The organism is Pseudomonas guariconensis, assembly GCF_024127895.1.
Classification (GTDB): domain Bacteria; phylum Pseudomonadota; class Gammaproteobacteria; order Pseudomonadales; family Pseudomonadaceae; genus Aquipseudomonas; species Aquipseudomonas guariconensis_B.
Genome location: NZ_JAMYBK010000006.1, coordinates 37,404 through 63,258, shown reverse-complemented (window position 1 = coordinate 63,258; position 25,855 = coordinate 37,404). Strand labels below are relative to the sequence as shown.

Here is a 25,855-nt window from a genome sequence, read left to right as displayed (position 1 = left end):
AATTATTCCTCCGCTGCGCCGTGGCGCAGGCGGTCAATACGGGATTCGCTCCACTGCTTGAGCAGCAGGATGAACAGCGCCAGGATCAGCAGCAGGCTGGCCACGCTGAAGGCCGCGACGTGGTTGTACTCGTTGTAGAGAATCTCGACGTGCAGCGGCAAGGTGTTGGTGACGCCACGGATATGTCCGGATACCACCGACACCGCGCCGAACTCGCCCATGGCCCGAGCGGTACACAGCACCACGCCGTAGATCAGGCCCCACTTGATGTTCGGCAAGGTCACGTGCCAGAACATCTGCCAGCCGTTGGCGCCGAGCAGGCGTGCGGCTTCTTCTTCCTGGGTGCCCTGCTCCTGCATCAGCGGGATCAGCTCGCGGGCGACGAAGGGCACGGTGACGAAGATGGTCGCCAGGACGATGCCCGGCAGGGCGAAGACGATCTGGATGTCGTGGTCCTGCAGCCATGGCCCGAGCAGGCCCTGGGCGCCGAACATCAGCACGTAGACCAGGCCGGCGATCACCGGCGAGACCGAGAACGGCAGGTCGATCAGGGTGACCAGCACGCTCTTGCCGCGAAAGTCGTACTTGCTCACGCACCAGGCGGCGCAGACACCGAACACCAGGTTCAACGGCACCGAGATGACCACCGCGAGCAAGGTGAGCCTGAGCGCCGCCAGGGCGTCGGGTTCGAAGATCGCCTCGAAGAAGGTGCCAAAGCCGTTCTTCAAAGCCTGGGACACCACGATGAACAGCGGCAACAGCAAGAACAGCGCGAACACCAGCCAGGCCAGGCCGACCAGTACGCGCCGCGAAGTGGCGCTGCTACGGCGGGCGGCATTGGCCGCGGTGGCGGCGCCAAGGGATGACGAAGACATTACCGGGCCTCCTTCAAGGGGTTTCGATGCGCCGCTGCAGCAGGTTGATCAGCAGCAGCAGGATGAAGGAAACCACCAGCATCAGCACGCCGATGGCGGTGGCGCCGGTGTAGTCGTACTGGTCCAGCTTGACCATGATCAGCAGCGGCAGGATCTCGGTCTTCATCGGCATGTTGCCGGCGATGAAGATCACCGAGCCGTATTCGCCGACACCCCGGGCGAAGGCCAGGGCGAAGCCGGTCAGCCAGGCCGGCAGCAGCGCCGGTGCCAGCACGTGGCGGAACACCTGCAATGGCCTGGCCCCCAGGCAGGCGGCGGCCTCCTCGACCTCGCGGGGGATGTCGGCGAGTACCGGCTGCACCGTGCGCACCACGAACGGCAGGGTGACGAAGGTCAGCGCCAGGGTGATGCCCAGCGGCGTGTAGGCGATCTTGAAGCCAAGGTCGGTGGCGAACTGGCCGACCCAGCCGGCGGGCGCGTACAAGGCAGTCAGGGCGATGCCGGCGACGGCGGTGGGCAGGGCGAACGGCAGGTCGATCATCGCGTCGATGATCTTGCGCCCGGGGAAGTCATAGCGCACCAGCACCCAGGCCAGCAGGGTGCCGATCACGCCATTGATGAGGGCGGCGGCCAGGGCGGTGCCGAAGCTCAGCTTGAGCGCGGCGAGCACCCGTGGTGCGCTGACGATGCTCCAGAACTGCTCCCAGGTGAGCTGCGCGGCATGCACGAACATGGCGGCCAGTGGTATCAGCACGATCAGGCTGAGATACACCAAGGTGTAGCCCAGTGTCAGCCCGAAGCCGGGTATGACGGGGGAAATACGACGTGACATAAAGGTCCCTGGTTGAACGCACGAAGCCCGGGACGCGTCCTGGGCCCATGCAGGCTACTGAAGGGTGAAGCTCGTGTCGGGCAACAATATCACTGTGCCTGGTAGATCTGGTCGAACACGCCACCGTCATTGAAGAATTTCGGTTGTGCAGTCTTCCAGCCACCGAAGTCCTTGTCGATGGTCACCAGTTCGAGTTTCGGGAACTGCTTGGCATATTCGGCGGCGACCTTCTCGTCACGCGGACGGTAGAAGTTCTCTGCCGCGATCTTCTGCCCGGCGGGGCTGTACAGGTGCTTGAGGTACTCGGTGGCGATCTCGGTGTTGCCTTTTCTCTCGGCGTTCTTGTCGACCACCGCCACCGGCGGTTCGGCGAGGATCGACAGGGACGGCACGACGATCTCGAACTTGTCGTTGCCACCGTCTTCCTTCAGTGCCAGGAAGGCCTCGTTCTCCCAGGCCAGCAGGACATCGCCCTGGCCGTTGTTGACGAAGGTGATGGTCGAACCACGGGCGCCGGTGTCCAGTACCGGCACGTGCTTGAACAGTTCCTGGACGTATTCCTTGGCTTTTTCTTCGCTGCCGCCGGTCTTCAGGCCGTAGGCCCAGGCGGCGAGGAAGTTCCAGCGGGCGCCGCCGGAGGTCTTGGGATTGGGGGTGATGACCGAGACGTCCGGCTTGACCAGGTCGCCCCAGTCCTTGATGCCCTTGGGGTTGCCCTTGCGCACCAGGAACACGATGGTCGAGGTGTAGGGCGTGCTGGCGTCCGGCAGGCGTTTCTGCCAGTCCTCCGGCAGGGTCTTGCCGAGCTTGGCGATCTCGTCGATGTCACCGGCCAGGGCCAGGGTCACCACGTCGGCACGCAGGCCGTCGATCACGGCACGGCCCTGCTTGCCGGAGCCGCCATGGGATTGCTGGATCTTCACCTTGTCACCCGGGTGGGACTGCTGCCAGTGCTTGATGAATTCGGCGTTGTACTGCTGGTACAGCTCGCGGGTCGGGTCGTAGGACACGTTCAGCAGTTCGTAGTCCTTGGCGATCGCGGAACCGGCAAAAACGGCACTGGCCAGGGCGGCCAGGGCATAACGGCGGATGGACATGGTGAAGCTCCCGATTGGCATTTTTTCTAGTTGGAAGTGATGCGGTGTCAGCCGGACTTGTTGCCCGGCTGTTGCAGGCGGAACTTCTCCTTGCGCTCGATCTGCACCACCTGGGCGTTATGTACGGTGATCTCCACCGCGCCGAAACGCAGATCCCGCAGTGCGCTCTGGATCTCACGCAGAATGGTGGCTTCGTCCTGGCCGTCGATGCTACGCACAGATGCACTCATGCTCGTTCTCCTGTGAATGAGGGCGCCGGGCAGAGGAAGGGGTTTGCGCCTGGCTTGAGGGCAATCTTAGAGAGCGGTATTTATTCTGAAAAATACTGTTTGAGAATTTTTATATAACCAACCGTCATTGGATGTGAGAGGCCTGGGCTGTTTTGCAGCCCTGGCCGGTCTTCAGCCTTGCGTCTCTGGCTCGCGGATCTTGTACCAGGCCACGTACAACGCCGGCAGGAACAGCAGCGTCAGCAGCGTTGCACTGATGATGCCGCCGATCATGGCGTAGGCCATCGGCCCCCAGAACACCTCCCGGGCGATCGGGATCATGCCCAGGCTGGCCGCCGCTGCCGTGAGCAGGATCGGCCGACGCCGGTGGTTGGTCGCCTCCATCACCGCATCCCAGGGGGCGTACCCCTGCGCCTCGAACTCGTCGATCTGAGTCACCAGGATCACCGAGTTGCGGATGATGATGCCGATCAGCGCGAGGATCCCGAGGATCGCCACGAAGCCCATCGGCGTCCCCGTGGGCACCAGCGCCAGGACCACGCCGATCAGCCCCAGCGGCGCCACGCTGACCACCAGGAACAGCTTCTGAACGCTGTGCAGCTGGATCATCAGGAAGGTCGCCATGAGGAATAGCATCAGCGGGATGACCTTGGCGATCGGCCCCTGGGCCTTGCTGCTCTCCTCCACCGTACCACCGGTGGCCACCTCGTAGCCGACCGGCAACTGGCTGGCGAACGCGTCGATGCTGGGCTTGAGCTGGGCCACCAGGTCGGTGGGCTGGATGTCGCCGTTGACCGAAGCCTTGATGGTGATGGTCGGCTTGCGGTCGCGCCGCCAGACCAATGGTTGCTCCTGTTCGTAGCGCACGGTGGCGAAGGCCAGCAGCGGGATGGACGTGCCGTTGGGACTGACGATCTGCAGGTTCTGCAGGGTGTCGGGCGAGCCACGCTCGCTGTCCTCGGCGCGTGCGATCACGTCGACCAGGTAGATAGTGTCGTTGACCTGGGTGATCGGCACGCCGCTGACGATGCTGTTCATCACGTTGGCCACATCCTCGGACGACAGCCCCAACTGGCGCGCCTTGTCCTGGGCGATCTCCACCCGCAGCACCTTGCCCGGCTCGTTCCAGTCGTAGATCATCTCGCCGATATGCGGGTTGCCATCGAGCAGCGTGGCCAACTCGATGGCATGACGGCGCACCTGGTCGATGTCCTTGCCGCTGACCCGGTACTGGATCGGCCGGCCCACCGGCGGGCCCATTTCCAGCGACTGGACGTTGGTGCCGATGCCGACGAAGTCCTTGCGCAGGCGCTCCTGCAGGCGCGCCATGAGCGCGCCACGGGACTCCAGGCCCTTGCTGACGATCACCAACTGGGCGTAGTAGGGGTTCTGCAACTGCTGGTCCAGCGGCAGGTAGAAACGAATCGCGCCCTGGCCGATATAGGTGCTCCAGCGCTCGATGTCCGGGTCGCCCTTCAGGGTCGCCTCCAGGCGATCGACCACCTTGCGGGTTTCCTCGATCGAGGCATTCTGCGGCAGGTTGAGGTCCACCAGGATCTCCGGCCGGTCCGAGGACGGGAAGAACTGGTTCTGCACGAAACGCATGCTGACCACCGACAGGGCGAACAGCACGATGGTGCCGATCACCGTCAGCCAGCGATGGCGCATGCACCACAGCAGGCCATGCTCGAACGCCTTGCCGACCCGCCCCGCCTCCGCCGCGTGGGGTTTGACCTGGGTGCTGAGGATATGCACGCCCAGCACCGGGGCGAAGAACACCGCCACCACCCAGGACACCAGCAATGCCACGGCGATCACCGCGAACAGGGTGAAGGTGTACTCGCCCGCTGAGCTGGCATTGAGCCCGATCGGCACGAAGCCGGCCACGGTCACCAGCGTGCCGGTGAGCATGGGAAAGGCGGTGGAGGTGTAGGCGAAGGTCGCCGCCTGCTCCTTGCTCTCACCCATCTCCAGGCGGGTGACCATCACCTCCACGGTGATCATCGCATCGTCCACCAACAGGCCCAGGGCGATGATCAGCGCGCCCAGGGAAATCCGCTGCATGGTGATGCCGCTGTACTCCATGAACACGAAGACCATGGCCAGCACCAGCGGGATCGAGCAGGCCACCACCAGGCCGGCACGAATGCCGAGGCTGACGAAGCTCACCACCAGGACGATCACCACCGCCTCGAACAGCGCACTGGTGAAGCCGCCGACTGCCTGCTTGACCACCACCGCCTGGTCGGACACCGTGTGCACGCCAATCCCTACCGGCAGCTCGCCGATGACGCTGTCCATCTTCGTCTTGAGCAACTGGCCGAACACCTCGATGTTGCCGCCGGCCTTCATGCCGATGGCCAGGCCGATCGCGGTCTGGCCGTTGTAGCGGAACATCGGTGACGGTGGATCGGCATAGCCTCGCTCGATGTCGGCGATGTCGGCCAGGCGGAAGAAACGGTCGTTGATGCGCAGGTTGACGCCTTCCAGGTCTTTCTCCGAGGCGAACTGGCCGGTGGTGCGCACGGAGATGCGTTCGGGCCCGGCCTCGATCACCCCCGCCGGGGTCACCGCGTTCTGCGCTTGCAGCGCCTGCATGACCTGGCGCTGGTCGATCCCCAGGGCCGCCAGCTTGCGGGTCGAGAAGTTCAGGTAGAGCACTTCGTCCTGGGTGCCGATCAGCTCGATCTTGCCGATGTTGGGGACATCGCGGACCTCGGCACGCACCTGCTCCACATAGTCGCGCAGTTGGCGCAGGGTCAGGCCGTCGGCGGTGAAAGCGTAGATCGAGCCGAACACGTCGCCGAACTCGTCGTTGAAACCCGGCCCCTGGATGCCCTGGGGAAACTCGCCACGGATGTCCTGGATCTTCTTGCGCACCTGGTACCAGATGTCCGGAATGTCCTCGGCCTTGGTGGTGTCGCGCAGGTAGACGTAGACGGTGGACTCGCCCGGGCGGGTGTAGCTCTTGACGTAGTCGAGCGAATCCAGCTCCTCGAGCTTCTTCTCGATGCGGTCGGTGACCTGGTAGAGCGTCTCGTCCTGGGTCGCACCGGGCCAGCGGGTCTGGATCACCATGGTCTTGATGGTGAACGAGGGGTCTTCCTCGCGGCCCAGGTTGAAGTAGGAGAACACACCCATCAGCAGGCTGACGAACATCAGGTACCAGACGAAGGACTGGTGCCTGAGGGCCCATTCGGACAGGTTGAAGCTTCCTTTCATCGCGCGTCCTCGTCGAAGGTGACCTTCTGGCCAGGCTTGAGGCTGTTGACGCCGGCGGTGACCACCCGCTCGCCCGGCTGCACGCCGGAGGCCAGGACGATACGCTTGGCGCTGCGCTCGATCAGGGTGACGTCACGGGTGGCCACGGTCTTTTGCTGCGGGTCGACCACCCACACCTGGGTCTTGCCGTCGCGCTCGAGCAGCGCGGTGCTCGGCAGTTCGCTGCGAGGGGAAACCGTTGAGGTCAGGGTGACGCTGATCGCGGTGCCCAGGTGAAAGGCATCGGGGGTACTGGCCAGGGTCAGGCGGGCGCGCCGGGTACGGGTGGTGGCGTCGGCCTGGGGCTCCAGCTCGCGCAAGGTCGCGGTGGTGTGGATGCTGGGCTCGAGCTGCAAGGCGACGGTGAAGGTCAGGTCCTTGCGCAACTGTTCGGCCAGGTGGATCGGCAGGTCGATCACGGCCTCCTTGACGTCCGGCCGCGCCAGGGTGACCACCGCCTGGCCGGCGCTGACCGTCTGCCCGGCCTCGGCCTGCCAGGCCGTCACCACCGCCGCGTGGTCGGAGCGCAAGGTGCTGTAGTCGAGCTGGTCGCGGGCCTGGCTGACTGCCGAGCGCGCCTGCTCCAGGGAGGCACCGGTGGTCTTCAGGTCTGTCTGGGCGATGTCCAGCTGGGCCTGGGCACCGACGCCACGGTCGTACAACTGCTGCTGGCGGCGTGCGTTGGCCTGGGCATTGATCCACTGCGCCTGGACCCTGGCCAGGTCGCCCTCGGCGGCGCGCAACTGGTTCTGCTGGTCGGTCGGGTCGAGGGTGGCCAGGGTGTCGCCTGGCTTCACCTGGGTGCCCACGTCCACCCAGCGCCGGGCGATGCGCCCGGACACGCGAAAGCCCAGGGTGCTTTCGTAGCGCGCCTGGATGCTGCCGGCGAAGCGCCCCAATTGCGCCTGTACCTGGGGTTCGACGAGCGTGGACAGCACCGGGCGCACCGGTTCGGTGTTTTGCTCATCGCTGCTGCACGCGGCCAGCAGCAAGGCAGCGCAGAACATCGGCAGCAGGCGCTTCATGGCTCGCCCCCTTCATCCTGGGTGTCGACCTTTTCCACCTGCATGCCCGGATGCAACAACTGGCCGCCACGGACCACCACGGTCTCGCCACTCTTGAGGCCCCCTGCGATCACCACCTTGCCGGTCAGGTAGCGCGACACCTGGACCTTGCGCAGCTCCACCTTGTCGCCCTCGCCCACCACCCATACCGCAGGCTCGTGCAGCGCCTTGGTCAGGGCCGACCAGGGCAGCTCGACGCTCGGCCGCCCCTGGGAACTGGCCGTGGCGGTCACCGGCGAGCCCAGGCGCATGCCCGGCGGCACGTTGCGCAGGCCCACTTTGACCTGCACCGTACCGCTCTGGGCGGAAACGGTCGGGGTGATCTCGCGGACATGCCCCTCGGCACGGACCCGCGGATCGTCCAGCAGGCTGACGATCACGCCCTCATCGCTCGCCGGCGCCACCAGCAGGGACTCGTAGACGTTGAACACCGCGTCGCGATCGCCGTCGCGGGCCAGGCTGAAGATCGGCATGGTCGCCTGCACCACCTGGCCGACCTCGGCCTGGCGCGCGGTGATCACGCCGTCCGCCTCGGAAACCAACGCGGTATAGCCCAGTTGCTCCTGAGCGTTGGCCAACTGCGCCTGGGCGGCCTTCAGAGCGCTCTGGCTGCTGCGCAGGGCGGCTTCGGCGGCGTCGTATTCACTCTGGCTGGTATAGCCCTTGGGCAGCAGTTTCTGCTGGCGCACGAAGGCGGCGCTGGCCTGGGTGACCCGCGCCTGCTCGGCGAACACCTCGGCCTTGGCCGAGTCGACGTTGTTCTGCAGGTCCTTCGGGTCCAGGCGCGCCAGCACCTGGTTGGCCTTGACGTGGTCGCCCACATCGACACTGCGGGAAATGATCTTGCCGCCCACGCGAAACGACAGGTCGGTCTGGACCCGCGCCTGGACATCGCCGGTCAAGGTCACCCGGGCTGCGAAATCGGTGGGCTCGACCCGCAGGACACCGACCCTGGGCAGCGCTGGCGTGCTCTCTTCCCTGCTACAGCCCGACAGCATGTACGGCAGCACCAGGCAAACGACCAACAGCAGACGCGTCAACGTCATGCAGGCTCCTTGTTTGCGCGCAATGATTCGAGGGATGCGACTATTAGCGTAGATCAGGGTTCGATAAACAGCACTGGGGCGGTGTGTTCGAGGCGAGGTGGGGCAGTCAGGCGGGGACGTTGTCATCCTGGGGCCGCGAAGCGGCCCCAGGAAGTGGATCAGGCGGATGCCGCAGCCGGTGGGCGCTGGCCCTCTGGCTGGCGCCACTCGCCGGCGGCACTCTCCTCGATCGCCTGCTGGATCGCCCGGCGGCGACGCTCTTCGGCGCGGCGGCTGAAATACCAGACCAGGAAGGTCATCAGCGATACCGACAGCAGGATCAGGCTGGCCACCGCGTTGATCTCAGGCTTCACGCCCAGGCGCACGGCAGAGAACACTTCCATCGGCAGGGTGGTCGAGCCCGGACCGGACACGAAGCTGGCCAGTACCAGGTCGTCCAGCGACAGGGCGAACGACATCATGCCGCCCGCCGCCAGCGACGGGGCGATCATCGGGATGGTGATCAGGAAGAACACCTTCCACGGCTTGGCCCCCAGGTCCATGGCCGCTTCCTCGATGGACAGGTCGAGCTCGCGCAGGCGCGCCGACACCACCACCGCCACATAGGCCGCGCAGAAGGTGGTGTGGGCAATCCAGATGGTGACGATGCCACGCTCCTGGGGCCAGCCGATCATCTGGGCCATGGCCACGAACAGCAGCAGCAACGACAGACCGGTGATCACCTCGGGCATCACCAGCGGCGCGGTGACCAGGCCGCCGAACAGCGTGCGGCCCTTGAAGCGGGTCACCCGGGTCAGCACGAACGCCGCCAGGGTCCCCAGCGCCACCGCGGCGACCGCGGTGTAGCAGGCGATCTCCAGCGAGCGCATCACCGAACCCATCAGCTGGGAGTTGTCGAGCAGGCCGACGTACCATTTCACCGACCAGCCGCCCCAGACCGTCACCAGCTTGGAGGCGTTGAACGAGTAGATCACCAGGATCAGCATCGGCAGGTAGATGAACAGCAAGCCGAGCACCAGCATCAATGTGGAGAAACTGAAACGCTTCATGCCCTGCCCTCCATTTCCTTGGCCTGGCTGCGGTTGAACAGGAGGATGGGCACGATCAGGATCACCAGCATCACCACCGCCAGGGCGGACGCCACCGGCCAGTCACGGTTGTTGAAGAACTCCTGCCACAGCACCTTGCCGATCATCAGGGTTTCCGGGCCGCCGAGCAGCTCGGGGATGACGAACTCGCCCACCACCGGGATGAACACCAGCATGCAGCCGGCGATGATGCCGTTCTTCGACAGCGGCACAGTGATTTTCCAGAAGCTGTTGAAGGTGCTCGAACCCAGGTCCGACGCGGCCTCGAGCAGGCTTGGGTCGTGCTTCACCAGGTTGGCGTACAACGGCAGGATCATGAACGGCAGGTACGAATAGACCACGCCGATGTACACCGCCAGGTTGGTGTTGAGGATCTGCAACGGCTGGTCGATCACCCCGAGCCACAGCAGGAAGCTGTTGAGCAAGCCGTTGTTGCTGAGGATGCCCATCCAGGCATAGACGCGGATCAGGATCGCGGTCCAGGTCGGCATCATGATCAGCAGCAACAGTACGGTCTGGGTTTCCTTGCGTGCATTGGCGATGGCGTAGGCCATGGGGTAGCCGATCAACAGGCACAGCAGGGTGCTGAAGAAAGCGATCTTCAACGAGCCCAGGTAGGCCGAGATGTACAGTTCGTCCTCGGTCAGCAAGCCGTAGTTGGCCAGGTTCAGCACCAGCTGCACCTTGTCCTCGACGTAGCTGTAGATCTCCGTGTAGGGCGGGATCGCCACGTCGGCTTCGGCGAAGCTGATCTTCAGGACGATGAAGAACGGCAGCATGAAGAACAGGAACAGCCAGATGAACGGCACACCGATCACCAGGTGGCGCCCCTGCGGGGTGACCTTGTTGAGTGCTCGCTTGAGCTTGCGGATGTTCATGAGCGCAGTACCACGCCGCTGTCGTCTTCCCACCAGACGTACACGTCGTCGCCCCAGGTCGGCCGGGTACCCTGGCGCTCGGCGTTGGCGACGAACGACTGGACGACCTTGCCGGTGGGCAGTTCCACGTAGAACACCGAGTGGCCGCCCAGGTAGGCGATGTCGTGGACCTTGCCGCGCGACCAGTTGTGCTCGCAGGTCGGCTGCTCGGTGGTGACCAGTAGCTTCTCCGGCCGCAGGGCATAGGTGATGCGCTTGTCCTCGACCGAGGTCGTGACGCCATGGCCCACATAGATGTTGCGCTCGAGCTCCGGCGAGGCGATCAGCGCGTGGCCCTCGGCATCGTCGACCACTTCACCCTCGAACAGGTTGACGTTGCCGATGAATTCGCAGACCAGACGGCTGGTCGGGGTCTCGTAGACGTCCACCGGCGAGCCGATCTGGGCGATCCAGCCCAGGTGCATGATGGCGATGCGCTGGGCCATGGTCATGGCCTCTTCCTGGTCGTGGGTCACCATCACGCAGGTCACGCCGACCCGCTCGATGATCTCGACCAGTTCCAGTTGCATCTGCGAGCGCAGCTTCTTGTCCAGCGCGCCCATGGGTTCGTCGAGCAGCAACAGCTTCGGCCGCTTGGCCAGCGAACGGGCCAGGGCCACACGCTGGCGCTGGCCACCGGAGAGCTGGTGCGGCTTGCGCTTGGCGTACTGGGTCATGTGCACCAGCTTGAGCATCTCGGCCACGCGGGCGTCGATCTCGGCCTTGGGCATCCTGTCCTGTTGCAGGCCGAAGGCGATGTTCTGCGCCACGGTCATGTGTGGGAACAGGGCGTAGGACTGGAACATCATGTTGATCGGCCGCTCGTAGGGCGGCATGTCGGTGATGTCGACGCCATCGAGGAAGATCCGCCCTTCGGTCGGGCGCTCGAAGCCCGCCAGCATGCGCAGCAAGGTCGATTTGCCGGAGCCGGAGCCACCCAGCAGGGCGAAGATCTCGCCCTTGCTGATTTCCAGGGACACATCGTCCACAGCTACCGTTTCGTCGAACTTTTTCGTGACCCGATCGATCTTGACCAGCACCTGCTTGGGCTGCTGGCTACCCTCGAGGGCTTTCTTATAGGCTCCGGAGGCAACTGCCATGAATGAAACTCCCAACAAGATTTTTATGCCCGCACACCCTGTCGCTGCAGGGCGCGCGGCGGCTCTGGATTGTTATTTGCCCGACTTGACCTTGGTCCAGCTGCGGGTCATCAAACGTTGTACCTTGGGTGGCAACTCGGCATTGACGAACATCTTGTCCAGTACTTCCTGCGGTGGGTAAACCGCAGCGTCAGTCCTCACATCCTGGTCCATCAGGTCGCCAGCCTTGGGGTTGGGGTTGGCATAACCGACGTAGTCACTGACCTGGGCGATAACCTCAGGCTTCAGCAAGTAGTTGATGAAGGCATGGGCCTCCTTGGCGTTGCTGGCATCCTTGGGGATGGCCAGCACGTCGAACCAGAGGTTGCCGCCTTCCTTGGGAATGGCGTAGGCCAGCTTCACGCCCTTGCCGGCCTCTTCGGCGCGGGCCTTGGCCTGGAATACATCGCCGGAGAAGCCGGCGGCGACGCAGATGTCGCCGTTGGCCAGGTCGGTGATGTACTTGGAAGAATGGAAGTAGGTCACGTAGGGACGCACGGCCAGGAGCTTCTCCTCGGCCTTCTGGTAGTCCTTGGGGTCGGTGCTGTTGGGGTCCAGGCCCAGGTACTGGAGGACCGCCGGCAGCATCTCGTCGGCCGAATCGAGGAAGGCCACGCCGCACTTGGCGAGCTTTTCCATGTTCTGCGGCTCGAACAACACCGCCCAGGAGTCGATCGTGTCGGTGCCCAGCGCGGCCTTGACCTTCTCGACGTTGTAGCCGATACCGTTGGTGCCCCACAGGTAAGGCACGGCGTACTGGTTGCCCGGATCGTTCTTCTCGAGGCGCTTCATCAGCGCCGGATCCAGGTTGGAATAATTGGGCAGCAGGCTCTTGTCGAGCTTCTGGAAAGCGCCCGCCTTGATCTGCTTGCCGAGGAAATGGTTGGACGGCACCACCACGTCGTAGCCGGTACGGCCGGCCAGCAACTTGCCTTCCAGGGTTTCGTTGGAGTCGAAGACATCGTACTTGGCCGCGATACCGGTTTCCTTCTGGAAGTCGGCAAGGGTCGTCGGGCCGATGTAGTCGGACCAGTTGTAGATGTGCACCGTAGGCGCTGCTTGGACGCCGAATGCCAGCGTCAGACCCGCTCCAGCCATCATGGCCTTGCGAAATATGGAAATAGACAAGTGGGTGGTCCTCTCAATCAGTGCCTGTGACGGCGCGAAGCGGCCGTACACGCAAAACCGGCGCGCAACTTACCTTCGCGGCATCGATGCCGCAAACTTATTTGCCTCACATCGCCTCTGGGCCGGGAAGCCCCGGCCCAGAGGGCCCGCGACGGGCTTACTTGCCCGACTTGATCTTCGTCCAGCTGCGGGTGATCAGACGCAGGGTGCCTGCATCCTGGTCGCTGATCGCATACAGCTGCTTCTTCACGTCATCCGAGGGGTAGATGCTCGGGTCGCCGGAGATTTCCTTGTCCACCAGCGGGGTGGCCGCCTTGTTGCCGTTCGGGAAGCGCACGGCATTGGTGATCTCGGCCATGATTTCCGGCTGCATCAGGAAGTCCATGAACTTGTAGGCGCCTTCGACGTTCGTGGCGTCCTTGGGGATGGCGACCATGTCATAGAAGGTACCGGCGCCTTCCTTCGGAATGACGTATTCCAGCTTGACCTTGTCGCCGGCCTCGTGGGCACGGGCCTTGGACTGCTCCAAGTCGCCCGAGTAGCCGACGGCCACGCAGATGTTGCCGTTGGCCAGGTCGGAAATGTACTTGGAGGAATGGAAGTAGGTGATCGACGGCCGGACGCTCAGGAACAGCTCCTCGGCGGCCTTCAGGTCCTGCTTGTCCTTGCTGTCGGTCGGCTTGCCCAGGTAGTGCAGGGCCGCCGGGATCATCTCGGTCGGAGCATCGAGGAAACTCACGCCGCAGCTCTTGAGCTTGGCGATGTTCTCCGGCTTGAACACGGCATCCCACGAGTCGATCTTGTCCACGCCCAGCGCGGCCTTGACCTTCTCCGGGTTGTAGCCGATGCCGATGGAGCCCCACATGTAGGGGAAGGCGTACTTGTTGCCCGGGTCGCTGGCATCACCGACGGCCTTGAGCAGGTCTTCGTCGAGGTTCTTCCAGTTCGGCAGCTTGGAGCGGTCCAGCTCCTGGTAGACGCCGGCCTTGATCTGCTTGGCCAGGAAGTTGTTCGATGGCACGACCACGTCGTAGCCGGACTTGCCCGCCAGCAACTTGGCTTCGAGGGTCTCGTTGCTGTCGAAGACGTCGTAGACCACCTTGATGCCGCTCTGCTTCTCGAACTTGGCCACGGTGTCCGGGGCGATGTAGTCCGACCAGTTGTAGACGTGCAGCACCTTGTCGTCAGCCTGAACAGCGGTCGCCATGACACCCATCAGGGCCGTGGCCAGCAGCGTCTTGCCCATTTTCTTCATGCGTAATGCTCCAGAATTTATTATCAAGCCATCTGTTCAGCAGCCAAGATCCCACGGTGCAGCGCTGGGCGACTGAAACAGCCGCTAGTCTGGCAAGTTACAAGGCGCTGTTTCAAGGAAAGCAGGGCCTTGTAACCGCTTAATGTCACTTCGCTAGCGTAGCAGGCGGTCACCGGACCGCTTCGAGCGTCAGGTCCAGGCATTTGCGCGCCTTTTCCACCAGCTCGTCGACCTCCTCACGGCTGATCACCAGAGGCGGTGCGATGATCATGGTGTCGCCCACCGCACGCATGACCAAGCCGTTTTCGAAGCAGAAATTACGGCAGATCATGCCCACGCCCTTGCCTTCGTAGCGGCTGCGGGTCGCCTTGTCCTTGACCAGCTCGATCGCGCCGAGCAGGCCCAGGCCGCGTACCTCGCCCACCAGCGGGTGGTCCTGCAGCTCACGCAGACGCTTTTGCAAATAGGGTGCCGTTTCCGTGCGGGCACGCTCGACGATCTTCTCGTCGCGCAGGATACGCAGGTTTTCCAGGCCCACCGCGGCCGCCACGGGGTGACCGGAGTAGGTGAAGCCGTGGTTGAAGTCGCCGCCCTCGCTGAGCACCTGGGCCACGGTGTCACGCACGATCACACCGCCCATGGGGATGTAACCGGAGGTCAGGCCCTTGGCGATGGTCATCAGGTCGGGTTGCAGGTCGTAGTAGTCGGAGCCGAACCACTCGCCGGTGCGGCCGAAACCGCAGATCACTTCGTCGGCGACGAACAGGATGTCGTACTTGGCGAGGATCTCCTTGATCTTCGGCCAGTAGGTCTCGGGCGGGATGATCACACCGCCAGCCCCCTGGATCGGCTCGGCGATGAAGGCGGCGACCTTGTCCTCGCCGACTTCCAGGATCTTCTTCTCCAACTGCTCGGCGGCCCAGATCCCGAATTCGTCCGGAGTCATGTCGCCCCCTTCGCCGAACCAGTACGGCTGCGGGATGTGCACGATGCCTGGGATCGGCAGGCCGCCCTGCTCGTGCATGCCGCTCATGCCACCGAGGCTGGCGCCGGCCACGGTGGAGCCGTGGTAGCCGTTGACCCGGCCGATGATGGTCTGCTTGCCCGGCTTGCCCTTGAGCGCCCAGTAGTGGCGCACCATGCGCAGCACGGTGTCGTTGCCCTCGGAGCCGGAGCCGGTGAAGAACACATGGGTCATGCCCTTGGGCGCCACGTCGGTGATCGCCTTGGCCAGCTCCAGCGCCGGCGGGTGGGCGGTCTGGAAGAACAGGTTGTAGTACGGCAGTTCGCGCATCTGCTTTTCGGCCGCCTGCACCAGCTCTTCACGGCCATAGCCGACCGCCACGCACCACAGGCCCGCCATACCGTCGAGGATCTTGTGGCCCTCACTGTCCCACAAATGCACGCCCTGGGCCTTGGTGATGATGCGCGGCCCCTTCTCCTTCAGCTGCTTGTAGTCGCTGAAGGGAGCCAGGTGGTGCTCACCGCTCAGGGTTTGCCATTCACGGGTTTGCGGGTTGTTGACGCTCATGTGCTTCTCCGTTATCCGACAGCCGCGCTCCTGCGGCCCCAGGGTTGATCAGACGGCAAACAGCAGGAACTCGCGCTCCCAGGAGCTGATTACCCGTTTGAAGTTTTCATGTTCCGCCCGCTTGGTGGCGACATAGCCGGTGATGAATTTCTTGCCCAGGTACTGGTCCAGGGCCCGGCAGTTCTGCATGCGCTCCAGCGCATCCTCGATGGTCAGCGGCAGGCGCAGGTTACGCCGCTCGTAGCCCCGCCCCTGGACCGGCGCGCTGGCACCGATGCCTTCGACCATGCCGATATAGCCGCACAGCAGGCTCGCGGCGATGGCCAGGTAGGGGTTGGCGTCGGCGCCCGGCAGGCGGTTCTCCACGCGGCGGTTCTGCGGGCCGGCGTCCGGTACGCGCAGGCCGACGGTGCGGTTCTCTTCGCCCCATTCGACGTTCACCGGTGCCGAGGTGTCTGGCAGGAAGCGGCGGAACGAGTTGACGTTGGGGGCGAACAGCGGCAGCGCCTCGGGAATGAACTTCTGCAGGCCGCCGATGTGGTTGAGGAACAGCTCGCTCATGCTGCCGTCCTCGTTGGCGAAGATGTTCTTGCCGGTGGCGACGTCGACCACGCTCTGGTGCAGGTGCATGGCGCTGCCCGGCTCGCCGGTCATGGGCTTGGCCATGAAGGTGGCCGCCACGTTGTGCTTGAGCGCGGCCTCGCGCATGGTGCGCTTGAACACCAGGATCTGGTCGGCCAGGTGCAGGGCGTTGCCATGACGGAAGTTGATCTCCATCTGCGCCGTGCCGTCTTCATGGATCAGGGTGTCGAGGTCCAGCTGCTGCAGCTCGCACCAGTCGTAGACGTCCTCGAACAGCGGGTCGAATTCGTTGGCGGCCTCGATGGAGAACGACTGGCGCCCGGTTTCCGGACGACCGGAGCGGCCCACCGGCGGTTGCAGCGGGAAGTCCGGGTCTTCGCTGCGCTTGGTCAGGTAGAACTCCATCTCCGGCGCGACGATCGGCTGCCAGCCCTTGTCGGCATAGAGCTTGAGGACTTTCTTGAGTACGTTGCGCGGCGACAGCTCGACCGGGTTGCCCTTCTTGTCGTAGGTGTCGTGGATCACCTGGGCGGTCGGCTCGATCGCCCAAGGCACGAGGAACACCGCGTTCTCGTCGGGGCGGCAGATCATGTCGATGTCGGCCGGGTCCAGCAGTTGGTAATAGATGTCGTCGTCGACGTAGTCGCCGGTCACGGTCTGCAGCAGGACACTCTCGGGCAGGCGCATGCCTTTTTCGGCGATGAACTTGTTGGTAGGCGAGATCTTGCCGCGGGTGATGCCGGTCAGGTCGCTGATCAGGCATTCGACTTCGGTGATCTTGTGCTCTTTCAACCAATCGGTGAGCTGGTCGAGGTTGTTACTCATAAATACCTCAGGAGGTAATGTGGCCCGGCCGGCGAAAGCCGGGCGCCGCTGACGCCTGGCGTCGGTCAAGGGGGTTGCCGTGCGACCCGAACGGCCGCGGCAGACCCGTGCCTTGATTCTGGATGGAGTGGATTGCTAAAGCAAAAACCCCCGCGCAGGACGACAGTGGATACACGCCAGTGGAGTGCGTCCGGGCAGAACTCGAAGGGCAGATGAGCGAAAAAGCGTGCAGTAAACTGCTACGAAAGGAGGATGGGCTGTACCCGCCGTCAATTATTGCGGCCAGAGCGCTCACGCGATCGGCGATGCGTGCGAAGCCCTTGCGGCAAGTGACGGAAATACCTGACTGCGCGGCGCAGGCGGCGCTTTCAGGTCGCGGCAGGCGGACCATGTGACCCTCGTATTATTGTGTTCTGGGTTGAGACCGAGCTTAGCCTTGTTCATTTTTTTACACAACACCTCTGTAAAAAATAAAACACGTTAAGCCCGAGATAGCCCTTCCACGGCAAAATAGCGGATAATGGCACGCCCCTATATGCAGCAAATCTGCCGTCGATGTGCCATTTCAGGGCATCATGGGGCTGGCTTGACTTCACCTGGTCTTTCGGATTGACTGGGCTTGCAAGCCCCCCTTGATTGATATTTTTAACAACAAAGGTGTTGCATCATGTCGGTACCCCCGCGTGCCGTTCAGCTTAACGAAGCGAACGCGTTCCTTAAGGAACATCCCGAGGTTCTCTACGTTGACCTTCTGATTGCAGATATGAATGGTGTGGTGCGTGGCAAACGCATCGAACGCACCAGCCTCCACAAGGTTTACGAGAAAGGCATCAACCTGCCCGCCTCCCTCTTCGCCCTGGATATCAACGGTTCCACCGTCGAGAGCACAGGCCTTGGCCTGGACATCGGCGATGCCGACCGCATCTGCTACCCGATCCCCGGCACCCTGTCCAACGAACCCTGGCAGAAGCGCCCCACCGCCCAGCTGCTGATGACCATGCACGAGCTCGAAGGCGAGCCGTTCTTCGCCGACCCGCGCGAAGTGCTGCGCCAGGTGGTGAGCAAGTTCACCGACATGGGCCTGACCATCTGCGCGGCGTTCGAGCTGGAGTTCTACCTGATCGACCAGGAGAACGTGAATGGCCGTCCGCAGCCGCCGCGCTCGCCGATCTCCGGCAAGCGCCCGCAGTCGACCCAGGTCTACCTGATCGACGACCTCGACGAATACGCCGACTGCCTCCAGGACATCCTCGAAGGCGCCAAGGAACAAGGCATCCCGGCCGACGCCATCGTCAAGGAAAGCGCCCCGGCGCAGTTCGAGGTCAACCTGCACCACGTCGCCGACCCGCTCAAGGCCTGTGACTACGCGGTGCTGCTCAAGCGCCTGATCAAGAACATCGCCTACGACCATGAGATGGACACCACCTTCATGGCCAAGCCCTACCCGGGCCAGGCAGGCAACGGCCTGCATGTACACATCTCCGTGCTGGACAAGGATGGCAACAACATCTTCACCAGCGAGGATCCCGAGCAGAACGCCGCGCTACGTCACGCGGTCGGCGGTGTGCTCGAGACCCTGCCCGCGTCCATGGCGTTCCTCTGCCCGAACGTCAACTCCTACCGCCGCTTCGGTGCGCAGTTCTATGTGCCGAATGCGCCGAGCTGGGGCCTGGACAACCGTACCGTGGCCCTGCGCGTGCCGACCGGCACCCCGGACGCCGTGCGCATCGAGCACCGCGTGGCCGGCGCCGACGCCAACCCGTACCTGATGATGGCCGCTGTCCTGGCCGGCGTGCACCATGGCCTGACCAACAAGGTCGACCCAGGCACTCCGATCGAAGGCAACGCCTACGAGCAGCTGGAGCAGAGCCTGCCGAACAACCTGCGCGATGCCCTGCGTACGCTGGACGACAGCGAGATCCTGAACAAGTACATCGATCCGAAGTACATCGACATCTTCGTCGCGTGCAAGGAGAGCGAGCTGGAGGAGTTCGAGCATTCGATCTCCGACCTCGAGTACAACTGGTACCTGCATACCGTGTAAACGAAAACGCCGCCCCCAGATGTGGGAGCGGCCTTTCGCGACACAAGGCCGCTCCCACACAGAAACCGCGCTACAGGCTACTTACAGGGGCTTCTCGAAGATCTTCGAATTGCGCTGGTAGTTGTACAGCGACGCCCGCGCCGCCGGCAGCCGCTCCACGCCACTGGGCGCGAAGCCACGCTCGCGGAACCAGTGGGCGGTACGGGTCGTCAGCACGAACAAGGTCTTGAGCCCAAGCTTGCGCGCCCGGCTCTCGATCCGCTCGAGCAACTCGTCCCCCCGCCCACCATGGCGATACTCCGGGTTCACCGCCAGGCACGCCAACTCCCCCGCCTCGGAATCGGCGATCGGGTACAACGCCGCGCAGGCGATGATCATGCCGTCACGCTCGACCACGCTGAACTGCTCGATCTCCCGCTCCAGCACCTCGCGCGAACGCCGCACCAGGATGCCCTGCTCTTCCAGCGGGCTGATCAGCTCCAGCAGGCCGCCGACATCCTCGATCGACGCCTCGCGGACGATCTCGAACTGCTCCTGGGCCACCAGGGTGCCGCCGCCATCACGGGTGAACAGCTCGGTGAGCAGCGCACCGTCCTCGGCATAGCTGACGATATGGCTGCGCGCCACGCCGCCCTTGCAGGCCTCGGCCGCAGCGTCCAGCAACTCGCCCTGGTAGTCGCTGCCCAGGCGCAGCAGGTGCGGTGCGACCTGCTGCGGACGCAGCTCGCGCACCAGCTTGCCGTGCTCGTCGAGCAGGCCCGACTCGGCACCGAACAACAGCAGCTTGTCGGCTCCCAGCTCGATGGCGGCGCGGGTCGCCACGTCCTCGCAGGCCAGGTTGAAGATCTCGCCGGTGGGCGAATAGCCCAGGGGCGACAGCAGCACGATGGAGCGCTCGTCCAGCAGGCGGTTGATGCCCTTGCGGTCGATCCGCCGCACCTCGCCGGTGTGGTGATAGTCGACCCCTTCGAGCACGCCGATCGGCCGGGCGGTGACCAGGTTGCCGGCGGCCACCCGCAGGCGCGAGCCCTGCATGGGCGACGCCGCCATGTCCATGGACAGGCGCGCCTCGATGGCGATGCGCAGGGCGCCCACCGCATCGATCACGCATTCGAGGGTCGCCGCGTCGGTGATGCGCATGCCGCGGTGGTAGTGCGGGGTCAACCCGCGGGCGGCCAGGCGGCTCTCGATCTGTGGACGAGAGCCATGCACCAGCACCAGCCGCACGCCGAGGCTGTGCAGCAGCACCAGGTCATGGACGATGTTGCCGAAATTGGGATGCGCCACCCCATCGCCGGGCAGCATGACCACGAAGGTGCAGTCGCGATGGGCATTGATGTACGGGGAGGCATGACGTAGCCAGTTGACGTATTCGGGCATGACGGGGCCTGTGGATAAGTGAACGGAGAACGGCGAAACGGACGCGGTTCAAAATCATCGTCGGAACAGGCTTGCGGTCACGCGCGCTCTCCTCTAGGCAGGAACGAATCAGGTCAATGGGCGTTTAGCTCAGGCAATAATGCCGGATCAGGTCACGCAATAGACGTACGGTAGGCTCGATTCGTGACATTTCCAGGTATTCGCCCGGCTGGTGGGCGCAGGCGATGTCACCGGGACCGAGCACGATGGTCTGGCAACCGAGTTGCTGAAGATAAGGCGCTTCGGTGCCGAAGGCCACCGCTTCGGCGCGATGGCCGGTCAGACGTTCGGCCAATTGCACCAGCTCGGCATCGGCGGCCTGCTCGAACGGCGGCACCTCGGGGAACAGCGGCGCATAGTCGATCTGCACCTCGAAACGCTCCGCCACCGGCACCAGCTTCTCGCGGATCGCCGCACGCAACTGCTCGGCGTCCATGCCCGGCAAGGGGCGCAGATCGAACTCCAGGGCACACTGGCCGCAGATACGGTTGGGGTTGTCGCCACCGTGGATGCAACCGAAATTCATCGTCGGCGTCGGTACCGTGAACTGCGGGTTGCGATAGGTCTGCTGCCATTGCTGGCGCAGCCCCATCAGCTCGCCCATCAGCGCATGCATGGCTTCCAGGGCGCTGCGGCCCAGGCTCGGGTCCGACGAGTGGCCACTGCGACCAAGGACCTCGATGCGCTCCATGAGAATCCCCTTGTGCATGCGGATCGGCCGCAGGCCGGTAGGCTCGCCGATCACTGCCGCACGCCCCAGAGGCTGCCCGGCCTCGGCCAGGGCGCGGGCGCCGGACATGGAGCTTTCTTCGTCGCAGGTGGCGAGGATCAGCAGCGGTCGCTTGAAGCCATGCTCCAGCAAGGGCCTGACCGCCTCGATGACCAGGGCGAAGAAGCCTTTCATGTCGCAACTGCCCAGACCTATCCAACGGCCATCGACTTCGGTCAGCGTCCACGGGTCGCTGGCCCACAAATTCGGGTCGCAAGGCACGGTATCGCTGTGTCCGGCCAGCACCAGGCCGCCCGGGCCGCTGCCACGGCTGGCCAGCAGGTTGAACTTGCCCGGCGTGACCTGGCGGATTTCGCAGGCGAACCCCAGGTCGCCCAGCCAGCTGGCCAGCAGATCGATGACCTGGCGGTTGGACTGGTCCAGCGCAGGCTGGGTACAACTGACCGAGGGGGCGGCGATCAGGGCGGCGAACTGGTCTTTCAGCGACGGCAAGGGCATGCACGTTCTCCTCGGAATCGTTGCCCATCATAGCAACGCACGCCCGTCCCCGGGCAAGCTGACGGCCCGCCCCCAGCAGTAAACCCACAGTGCGCAAGCGACTCCTGTAAACTGCCTGGCAACGATGCCCTCTCCTTCGAGCCTGCGATGCACAAAGAAACCGAACTCAAGCTCCGTGCCAGCCGCGAAACCCTCGCCGCGCTGCGCGAGCACCCCTTGCTGAAAAAGCGCAACAAGTCCGGCTGGCAGACCCGCGAGCTGCTCAACCAGTACTTCGACACCCCGGCCCGCGACCTCGCCGCCGCCCGCGTCGCCCTGCGCCTGCGCCGCGACGGCGAGGTGATCATCCAGACCCTCAAGTGCCGTGGCCAGAGCGTGGCCGGCCTGTCCGAGCGCAACGAGTACGAATGGTACCTGGACAAGGTCAAGCTCGACCTGAAGAAGCTCGACGACAGTTGCTGGCCGGCGCAATTGGCCGACCTGGACAAGAAGACCATCAAGCCGCTGTTCACCACCGACTTCACCCGCGAATATGCCGAGATCGCCTGGGGCCGCGGCAAGGCCAAGGTGGTGATCGAGGCCGCCCTCGACCAGGGTTTCGTCATCGCCGGCAAGCGCAAGGAAGCGATCAGCGAACTGGAGCTGGAACTGCGTGAAGGCGCCCCCGAAGCCCTGCTGGAGCTCGCGGCGGAGCTGGCCGCCAGCCTGCCGCTGATGCCTTGCGACATCAGCAAGGCCGAGCGCGGCTACCGCTTGCTCGAGCCCGATAGCTACGAATTGAGCCTGCCGAGCACCCAGCTGGACGCCGAGATGGCGCTGGACGACGCCTTCGCCGCCCTCGCCTGGCAGTTGCTGGGCAGCAGCCAGCGCCTGGCCGAGCAATACCGCCACAACGGCCACTGGCGCCTGCTGCAGGACTGGGTCGGCTGCCTGGTCGAACTGCGTGCCCTGGTCGGCAGCCTGGGCCAGGCTGCGCCACGGGCCAGCACCCGCACCCTGCGCACCAGCCTCGATGCCCTGCTGGAAGACTGGCGTCCACTGGTACACGCCGGCAACGACGACGAGGACGTGCGCCGCGCCGCCCCGGAGCAGTTCGCCGAGGAGCTGGAAGACACCCGCTGGGGCCAGTTCTCCCTGGAGACCTCGCGCTGGCTGCTGGCTCGCGCCTGGACCGCCGAACGCACCGGCCGCGGCGAGCGCCAGGGCAAGGCGCAACTGGCCAGCTGGCTGCTGCACCTGCTCGCCGAGGAAGCCCGCGCCCTGCAGTTGCCACTGTATGCCCAGCGCCCGGAAGACCTGGCCGAGCAACTGCCACGTATCGAGCGCCTGCAGGCCTGGCTGCACCATGCCCGCCAGGTGGTCGAGGCGCCGCAGCTGGACCGTCTCTATGGTGAGCTGAACAAGCTGCACCAGTTGGCCGAACGGCCACTGTCGGATGAGTTGCTGGAAGCCCGCGTCGAGCAGGCACGTCTGGTGGACAAGAGCCGCGCCTGGAAGCACCTGCTCAAGGCTTGAGCCACCCGGGGCCGCCGAAGCGATATTGGGGCTGCGTTGCAGTCCCAACTGGCGGCATCACCGCCCCAGCGGCAAGCTGGTCGTGGACTTGATCTCCGACAACGCGACGATCGAGTTGACCTCCTGGATCCCCGGCACATTCGACAGTTTCTCGAAGAAGAAACGCTCGTAAGCCTCGATGTCCGAGGTCACGATGCGCAGCAGGAAGTCCACCGACCCCATCAGCACATAGCACTCCAGCACCTCTGGAAAGCCCCGGATCGCCTCGGTGAACTCGGTGAAGTTGGAGCGCCCGTGGGCGTTGAGCTTCACTTCGGCGAATATCTGCGTGTTCAGGCCGACCTTCTTGCGATCGAGCAGGGTCACCTGGCCACGGATCACCCCTTCCTCCTTGAGCCGTTGGATACGCCGCCAGCACGGCGATTGCGACAGGCCCACGCGCTCGGCAATCTGCGCGCTGGACAGCGAGGCGTCTTCTTGCAGCAGCGCCAGGATGCGTCGGTCGTAGGCGTCCAGCTCACCTTGCATGAATGATTCTCCAATCTGCCTAATGGCGAATAGATCTATCTGCCTAATAGGCAAATTGATGGAATCATAGCGAAAAAATACCCGCCAAGGCGTGCAAGAATTTCTCCCTCACCGATGGAGACCGGCATGAACGCACTCGAACGGCCCGACACCCCGCACCGCACCGACACCTGGGCCGCCAGCGCCGTCCACTGCACCGTGCACTACCGCCTGCAGGCCGAAGCCGAGCCAGACAGCCTGTGCCGGGTGCTCAACCTGTTCGCCTTGCAGTTCCTCACGCCACATCGCGTCCAGGTCAACCAGCGGGATGACCTGCTCGACATCGAAGTGGGCGTCGACGGCCTGAGCTGGCACCGGGCCGAGGTGATCGCGCAGAAGCTGCGCAACCTAGTGTGCGTGGGTGACGTCAGCCTGGAGAACATGCCGAAGATGGTCGAACTCGCGGTGGGCTGAACTCATCGCGCAAGGCCCGTGCCGCAAGATCCGGAAACCCTTTGCCAGCGCGCATCTGCTTCCCCCCGGCTAGCCTTCCCCAGGACACCTACACCTGGCACGGACGCCGCCATGTATACCGACCAACACCATGCCCTGGACCTTAATCGCCTGCTCGACGCCCTGCTGGCCGAGCGACGCCTGGACGCCAACGACGTCATGCGCGTGCTCGAACGGGCCGCCAGCCACCCCGACGAACATCCCCTGGAAACCCTCGCCAGCCTGGCCCTGGACGATCGCCAGCAGCCCGGCCAGCGCCTGGACCTGGACAGCCTGGGCCAGTGGCTGGCCGGCAAGGTGGGCCAACCCTACCTGCGCCTCGACCCGCTGCAACTGGAGCTGTCGCAGGTCGCCGGGCTGATCTCCCCTGCCTTCGCCCAGCGCCATGGCATCCTCGCCGTGGCGGTCGATGAACACGGCGTCACCGTGGCCAGCGCACAACCCTGCCAGCGCGACTGGGAAATCGACCTGGCCCGCAGCCTGGGCAAGCCGATCCGTCGCGTGCTGGCCAACCCGGTGCAGATCCGCCAACTGGGCCAGACCTTCGTGCGCCTGGCCCACTCGGTACAGGGCGCGCAATACCAGGCCACTGGCCTGGGGGAGCTGGAGCAACTGCTGGAGCTTGGCAAGCGCCAGGCCGAAGCCAGCGCCGACGATGCCCATATCGCGCACATCGTCGACTGGATCCTGCAGTACGCCATCGAGCAGCGCGCCAGCGACATCCACCTCGAACCCGGCCGCGAGCAGGGCCGCCTGCGCTATCGCATCGACGGCCTGCTGCACACCGTCTACGCCTTCCCCGCCGGGGTCATCCTGGCGCTGGTCAGCCGCCTGAAGCACCTGGGGCGCATGGACGTAGCCGAAAAACGCCGCCCCCAGGACGGCCGCCTGAAAAGCCGCCTGCCCGGTGGAAGCGAAGTGGAACTGCGCCTGTCCACCCTGCCGACGCCCTTCGGCGAGAAACTGGTGCTGCGCCTGTTCGATCCGCAACAGTTGCACGAAGACTTCGACAACCTGGGCCTGGATGGCGAACTGCTGCAACGCTGGCAGGCCCTGCTGCGCCAGCGCCAAGGCATCATCCTGGTCACCGGCCCGACCGGTTCGGGCAAGACCAGCACGCTCTATGCCAGCCTCAAGCAACTGGCCACGCCGCAGGTCAACCTGTGCACCATCGAAGACCCCATCGAACGCCTGGAGCCAGCCTTCAACCAGTTGCAGGTCCAGCCTGCGCTGGACCTGGGCTTCGCCAATGGCGTGCGCGCCCTGCTGCGCCAGGACCCAGACATCATCATGATCGGCGAGATACGCGACCGCGAGACCGCCCAGGTCGCAGTCCAGGCCGCCCTCACCGGGCACCTGGTGCTCTCGACCCTGCACACCAACGATGCCTGCGGCGCAGTGACCCGCCTGCAGGAGCTTGGCGTAGCCGACTACCTGATCAAGGCCACCCTGATCGGCGTCATGGCCCAGCGCCTGGTACGCACCCTATGCCAGGACTGCCGGGGCAGTGCCCAGCACGGGGCAGCCTCCTGCCGGACCTGCCGGAGCACCGGCTATCACGGCCGCACCGGCCTGTTCGAGCTGCTGCTGCCGGGCGAGCGCCTGCGCGCCAGCATCGGCCCCGGCACGGACCTCGCCGCCTTGCGCCAGTTGGCCCTGGCCGAGGGACTGCGCGATCTGCGGCGCTGCGGGGACGAAAAAGTGGCTCGCGGCCTGACCAGCCCAGCGGAAGTGCTACGGGTCTGTTCCTGAGGAAAAC

At 64.5% G+C, this 25,855-nt stretch carries 21 protein-coding genes; 4 read left to right on the top strand and 17 right to left on the bottom strand.

Translation table 11 applies throughout. From position 1 onward, the window contains the following. Nucleotides 1-2: 2 nt before the first annotated feature. The 14 genes from cysW to NJF35_RS09415 form a co-directional block, all read right to left on the bottom strand. Entirely contained in the window at nucleotides 3-875 is an 873-nt protein-coding gene (cysW, locus tag NJF35_RS09480; protein WP_225787626.1) for a sulfate ABC transporter permease subunit CysW, read from the bottom strand. A 13-nt stretch (nucleotides 876-888) separates the two neighbouring features. Continuing rightward, nucleotides 889-1,707: a sulfate ABC transporter permease subunit CysT gene (gene cysT / locus NJF35_RS09475; RefSeq protein ID WP_225787627.1), complete on the bottom strand. Its 819-nt coding sequence runs from the start codon at nucleotides 1,705-1,707 to the stop codon at nucleotides 889-891. A gap of 89 nt (nucleotides 1,708-1,796) precedes the next feature. Further along, the gene (locus NJF35_RS09470; RefSeq protein ID WP_225787628.1) at nucleotides 1,797-2,804 is read right to left on the bottom strand and encodes a sulfate ABC transporter substrate-binding protein; all 1,008 of its coding nucleotides are present in this window, start codon (nucleotides 2,802-2,804) and stop codon (nucleotides 1,797-1,799) included. Nucleotides 2,805-2,851: 47 nt separating this feature from the next. Then, the gene (gene oscA / locus NJF35_RS09465; RefSeq protein WP_070092048.1) at nucleotides 2,852-3,034 is read right to left on the bottom strand and encodes a sulfur starvation response protein OscA; all 183 of its coding nucleotides are present in this window, start codon (nucleotides 3,032-3,034) and stop codon (nucleotides 2,852-2,854) included. A 171-nt stretch (nucleotides 3,035-3,205) separates the two neighbouring features. Beyond that, nucleotides 3,206-6,256 carry an efflux RND transporter permease subunit gene (locus tag NJF35_RS09460; protein WP_225787629.1) on the bottom strand — a complete coding sequence of 1,017 codons (3,051 nt, stop codon included), beginning with the start codon at nucleotides 6,254-6,256 and terminating at the stop codon, nucleotides 3,206-3,208. Beyond that, nucleotides 6,253-7,320: an efflux RND transporter periplasmic adaptor subunit gene (locus tag NJF35_RS09455; protein WP_225787630.1), complete on the bottom strand. Its 1,068-nt coding sequence runs from the start codon at nucleotides 7,318-7,320 to the stop codon at nucleotides 6,253-6,255. Before NJF35_RS09455 ends, NJF35_RS09460 begins: the two co-directional genes overlap by 4 nt. Next, nucleotides 7,317-8,405: an efflux RND transporter periplasmic adaptor subunit gene (locus tag NJF35_RS09450; RefSeq protein ID WP_225787631.1), complete on the bottom strand. Its 1,089-nt coding sequence runs from the start codon at nucleotides 8,403-8,405 to the stop codon at nucleotides 7,317-7,319. The genes NJF35_RS09455 and NJF35_RS09450 overlap by 4 nt, the downstream gene beginning before the upstream one ends. A gap of 158 nt (nucleotides 8,406-8,563) precedes the next feature. Further along, on the bottom strand, nucleotides 8,564-9,454 hold the full coding sequence (locus NJF35_RS09445) for an ABC transporter permease subunit (protein ID WP_225787632.1): 891 nt from the start codon (nucleotides 9,452-9,454) through the stop codon (nucleotides 8,564-8,566). Beyond that, on the bottom strand, nucleotides 9,451-10,371 hold the full coding sequence (locus NJF35_RS09440) for an ABC transporter permease subunit (protein WP_225787633.1): 921 nt from the start codon (nucleotides 10,369-10,371) through the stop codon (nucleotides 9,451-9,453). Before NJF35_RS09440 ends, NJF35_RS09445 begins: the two co-directional genes overlap by 4 nt. Beyond that, nucleotides 10,368-11,510, bottom strand: a complete 1,143-nt coding sequence (gene potA, locus NJF35_RS09435; protein ID WP_225787634.1) for a polyamine ABC transporter ATP-binding protein — start codon at nucleotides 11,508-11,510, stop codon at nucleotides 10,368-10,370. The genes NJF35_RS09440 and potA overlap by 4 nt, the downstream gene beginning before the upstream one ends. 72 nt (nucleotides 11,511-11,582) lie before the next feature. After that, nucleotides 11,583-12,677 carry a polyamine ABC transporter substrate-binding protein gene (locus NJF35_RS09430; protein WP_317235050.1) on the bottom strand — a complete coding sequence of 365 codons (1,095 nt, stop codon included), beginning with the start codon at nucleotides 12,675-12,677 and terminating at the stop codon, nucleotides 11,583-11,585. A gap of 157 nt (nucleotides 12,678-12,834) precedes the next feature. Continuing rightward, complete coding sequence (locus NJF35_RS09425) at nucleotides 12,835-13,932, bottom strand: polyamine ABC transporter substrate-binding protein (protein ID WP_225787635.1); 1,098 nt, start codon at nucleotides 13,930-13,932, stop codon at nucleotides 12,835-12,837. A gap of 169 nt (nucleotides 13,933-14,101) precedes the next feature. Then, nucleotides 14,102-15,463 (bottom strand): aspartate aminotransferase family protein, encoded by a 1,362-nt coding sequence (locus NJF35_RS09420; RefSeq protein ID WP_225787636.1) that lies wholly within the window; start codon nucleotides 15,461-15,463, stop codon nucleotides 14,102-14,104. Nucleotides 15,464-15,511: 48 nt separating this feature from the next. Beyond that, on the bottom strand, nucleotides 15,512-16,870 hold the full coding sequence (locus NJF35_RS09415) for a glutamine synthetase family protein (RefSeq protein ID WP_225787637.1): 1,359 nt from the start codon (nucleotides 16,868-16,870) through the stop codon (nucleotides 15,512-15,514). A 667-nt stretch (nucleotides 16,871-17,537) separates the two neighbouring features. On the opposite strand from NJF35_RS09415, the gene NJF35_RS09410 reads away from it, so the two are divergent. Then, a complete protein-coding gene (locus NJF35_RS09410; RefSeq protein ID WP_225787638.1) occupies nucleotides 17,538-18,914 on the top strand; it encodes a glutamine synthetase family protein in 1,377 nt (458 codons plus the stop codon). A gap of 81 nt (nucleotides 18,915-18,995) precedes the next feature. Here NJF35_RS09410 and argA read toward each other — a convergent pair whose 3' ends face one another. Together argA and argE are read right to left on the bottom strand one after the other, a co-directional pair. Further along, on the bottom strand, nucleotides 18,996-20,294 hold the full coding sequence (gene argA / locus NJF35_RS09405) for an amino-acid N-acetyltransferase (RefSeq protein ID WP_225787639.1): 1,299 nt from the start codon (nucleotides 20,292-20,294) through the stop codon (nucleotides 18,996-18,998). A gap of 124 nt (nucleotides 20,295-20,418) precedes the next feature. Further along, complete coding sequence (argE, locus tag NJF35_RS09400) at nucleotides 20,419-21,561, bottom strand: acetylornithine deacetylase (RefSeq protein ID WP_253079834.1); 1,143 nt, start codon at nucleotides 21,559-21,561, stop codon at nucleotides 20,419-20,421. Nucleotides 21,562-21,708: 147 nt separating this feature from the next. Between argE and NJF35_RS09395 the strand changes: the two genes are divergently transcribed. Beyond that, the gene (locus NJF35_RS09395) at nucleotides 21,709-23,076 is read left to right on the top strand and encodes an inorganic triphosphatase (protein ID WP_225787641.1); all 1,368 of its coding nucleotides are present in this window, start codon (nucleotides 21,709-21,711) and stop codon (nucleotides 23,074-23,076) included. Between the two features lie 57 nt (nucleotides 23,077-23,133). On the opposite strand, the gene NJF35_RS09390 is transcribed toward NJF35_RS09395, so the two are convergent. Further along, the gene (locus NJF35_RS09390) at nucleotides 23,134-23,604 is read right to left on the bottom strand and encodes an Lrp/AsnC family transcriptional regulator (RefSeq protein WP_225787642.1); all 471 of its coding nucleotides are present in this window, start codon (nucleotides 23,602-23,604) and stop codon (nucleotides 23,134-23,136) included. A 126-nt stretch (nucleotides 23,605-23,730) separates the two neighbouring features. Between NJF35_RS09390 and NJF35_RS09385 the strand changes: the two genes are divergently transcribed. Continuing rightward, a complete protein-coding gene (locus NJF35_RS09385) occupies nucleotides 23,731-24,057 on the top strand; it encodes a hypothetical protein (protein WP_225787643.1) in 327 nt (108 codons plus the stop codon). Nucleotides 24,058-24,168: 111 nt separating this feature from the next. Continuing rightward, nucleotides 24,169-25,848: a GspE/PulE family protein gene (locus NJF35_RS09380; RefSeq protein WP_225787644.1), complete on the top strand. Its 1,680-nt coding sequence runs from the start codon at nucleotides 24,169-24,171 to the stop codon at nucleotides 25,846-25,848. Nucleotides 25,849-25,855 lie beyond the last annotated feature (7 nt).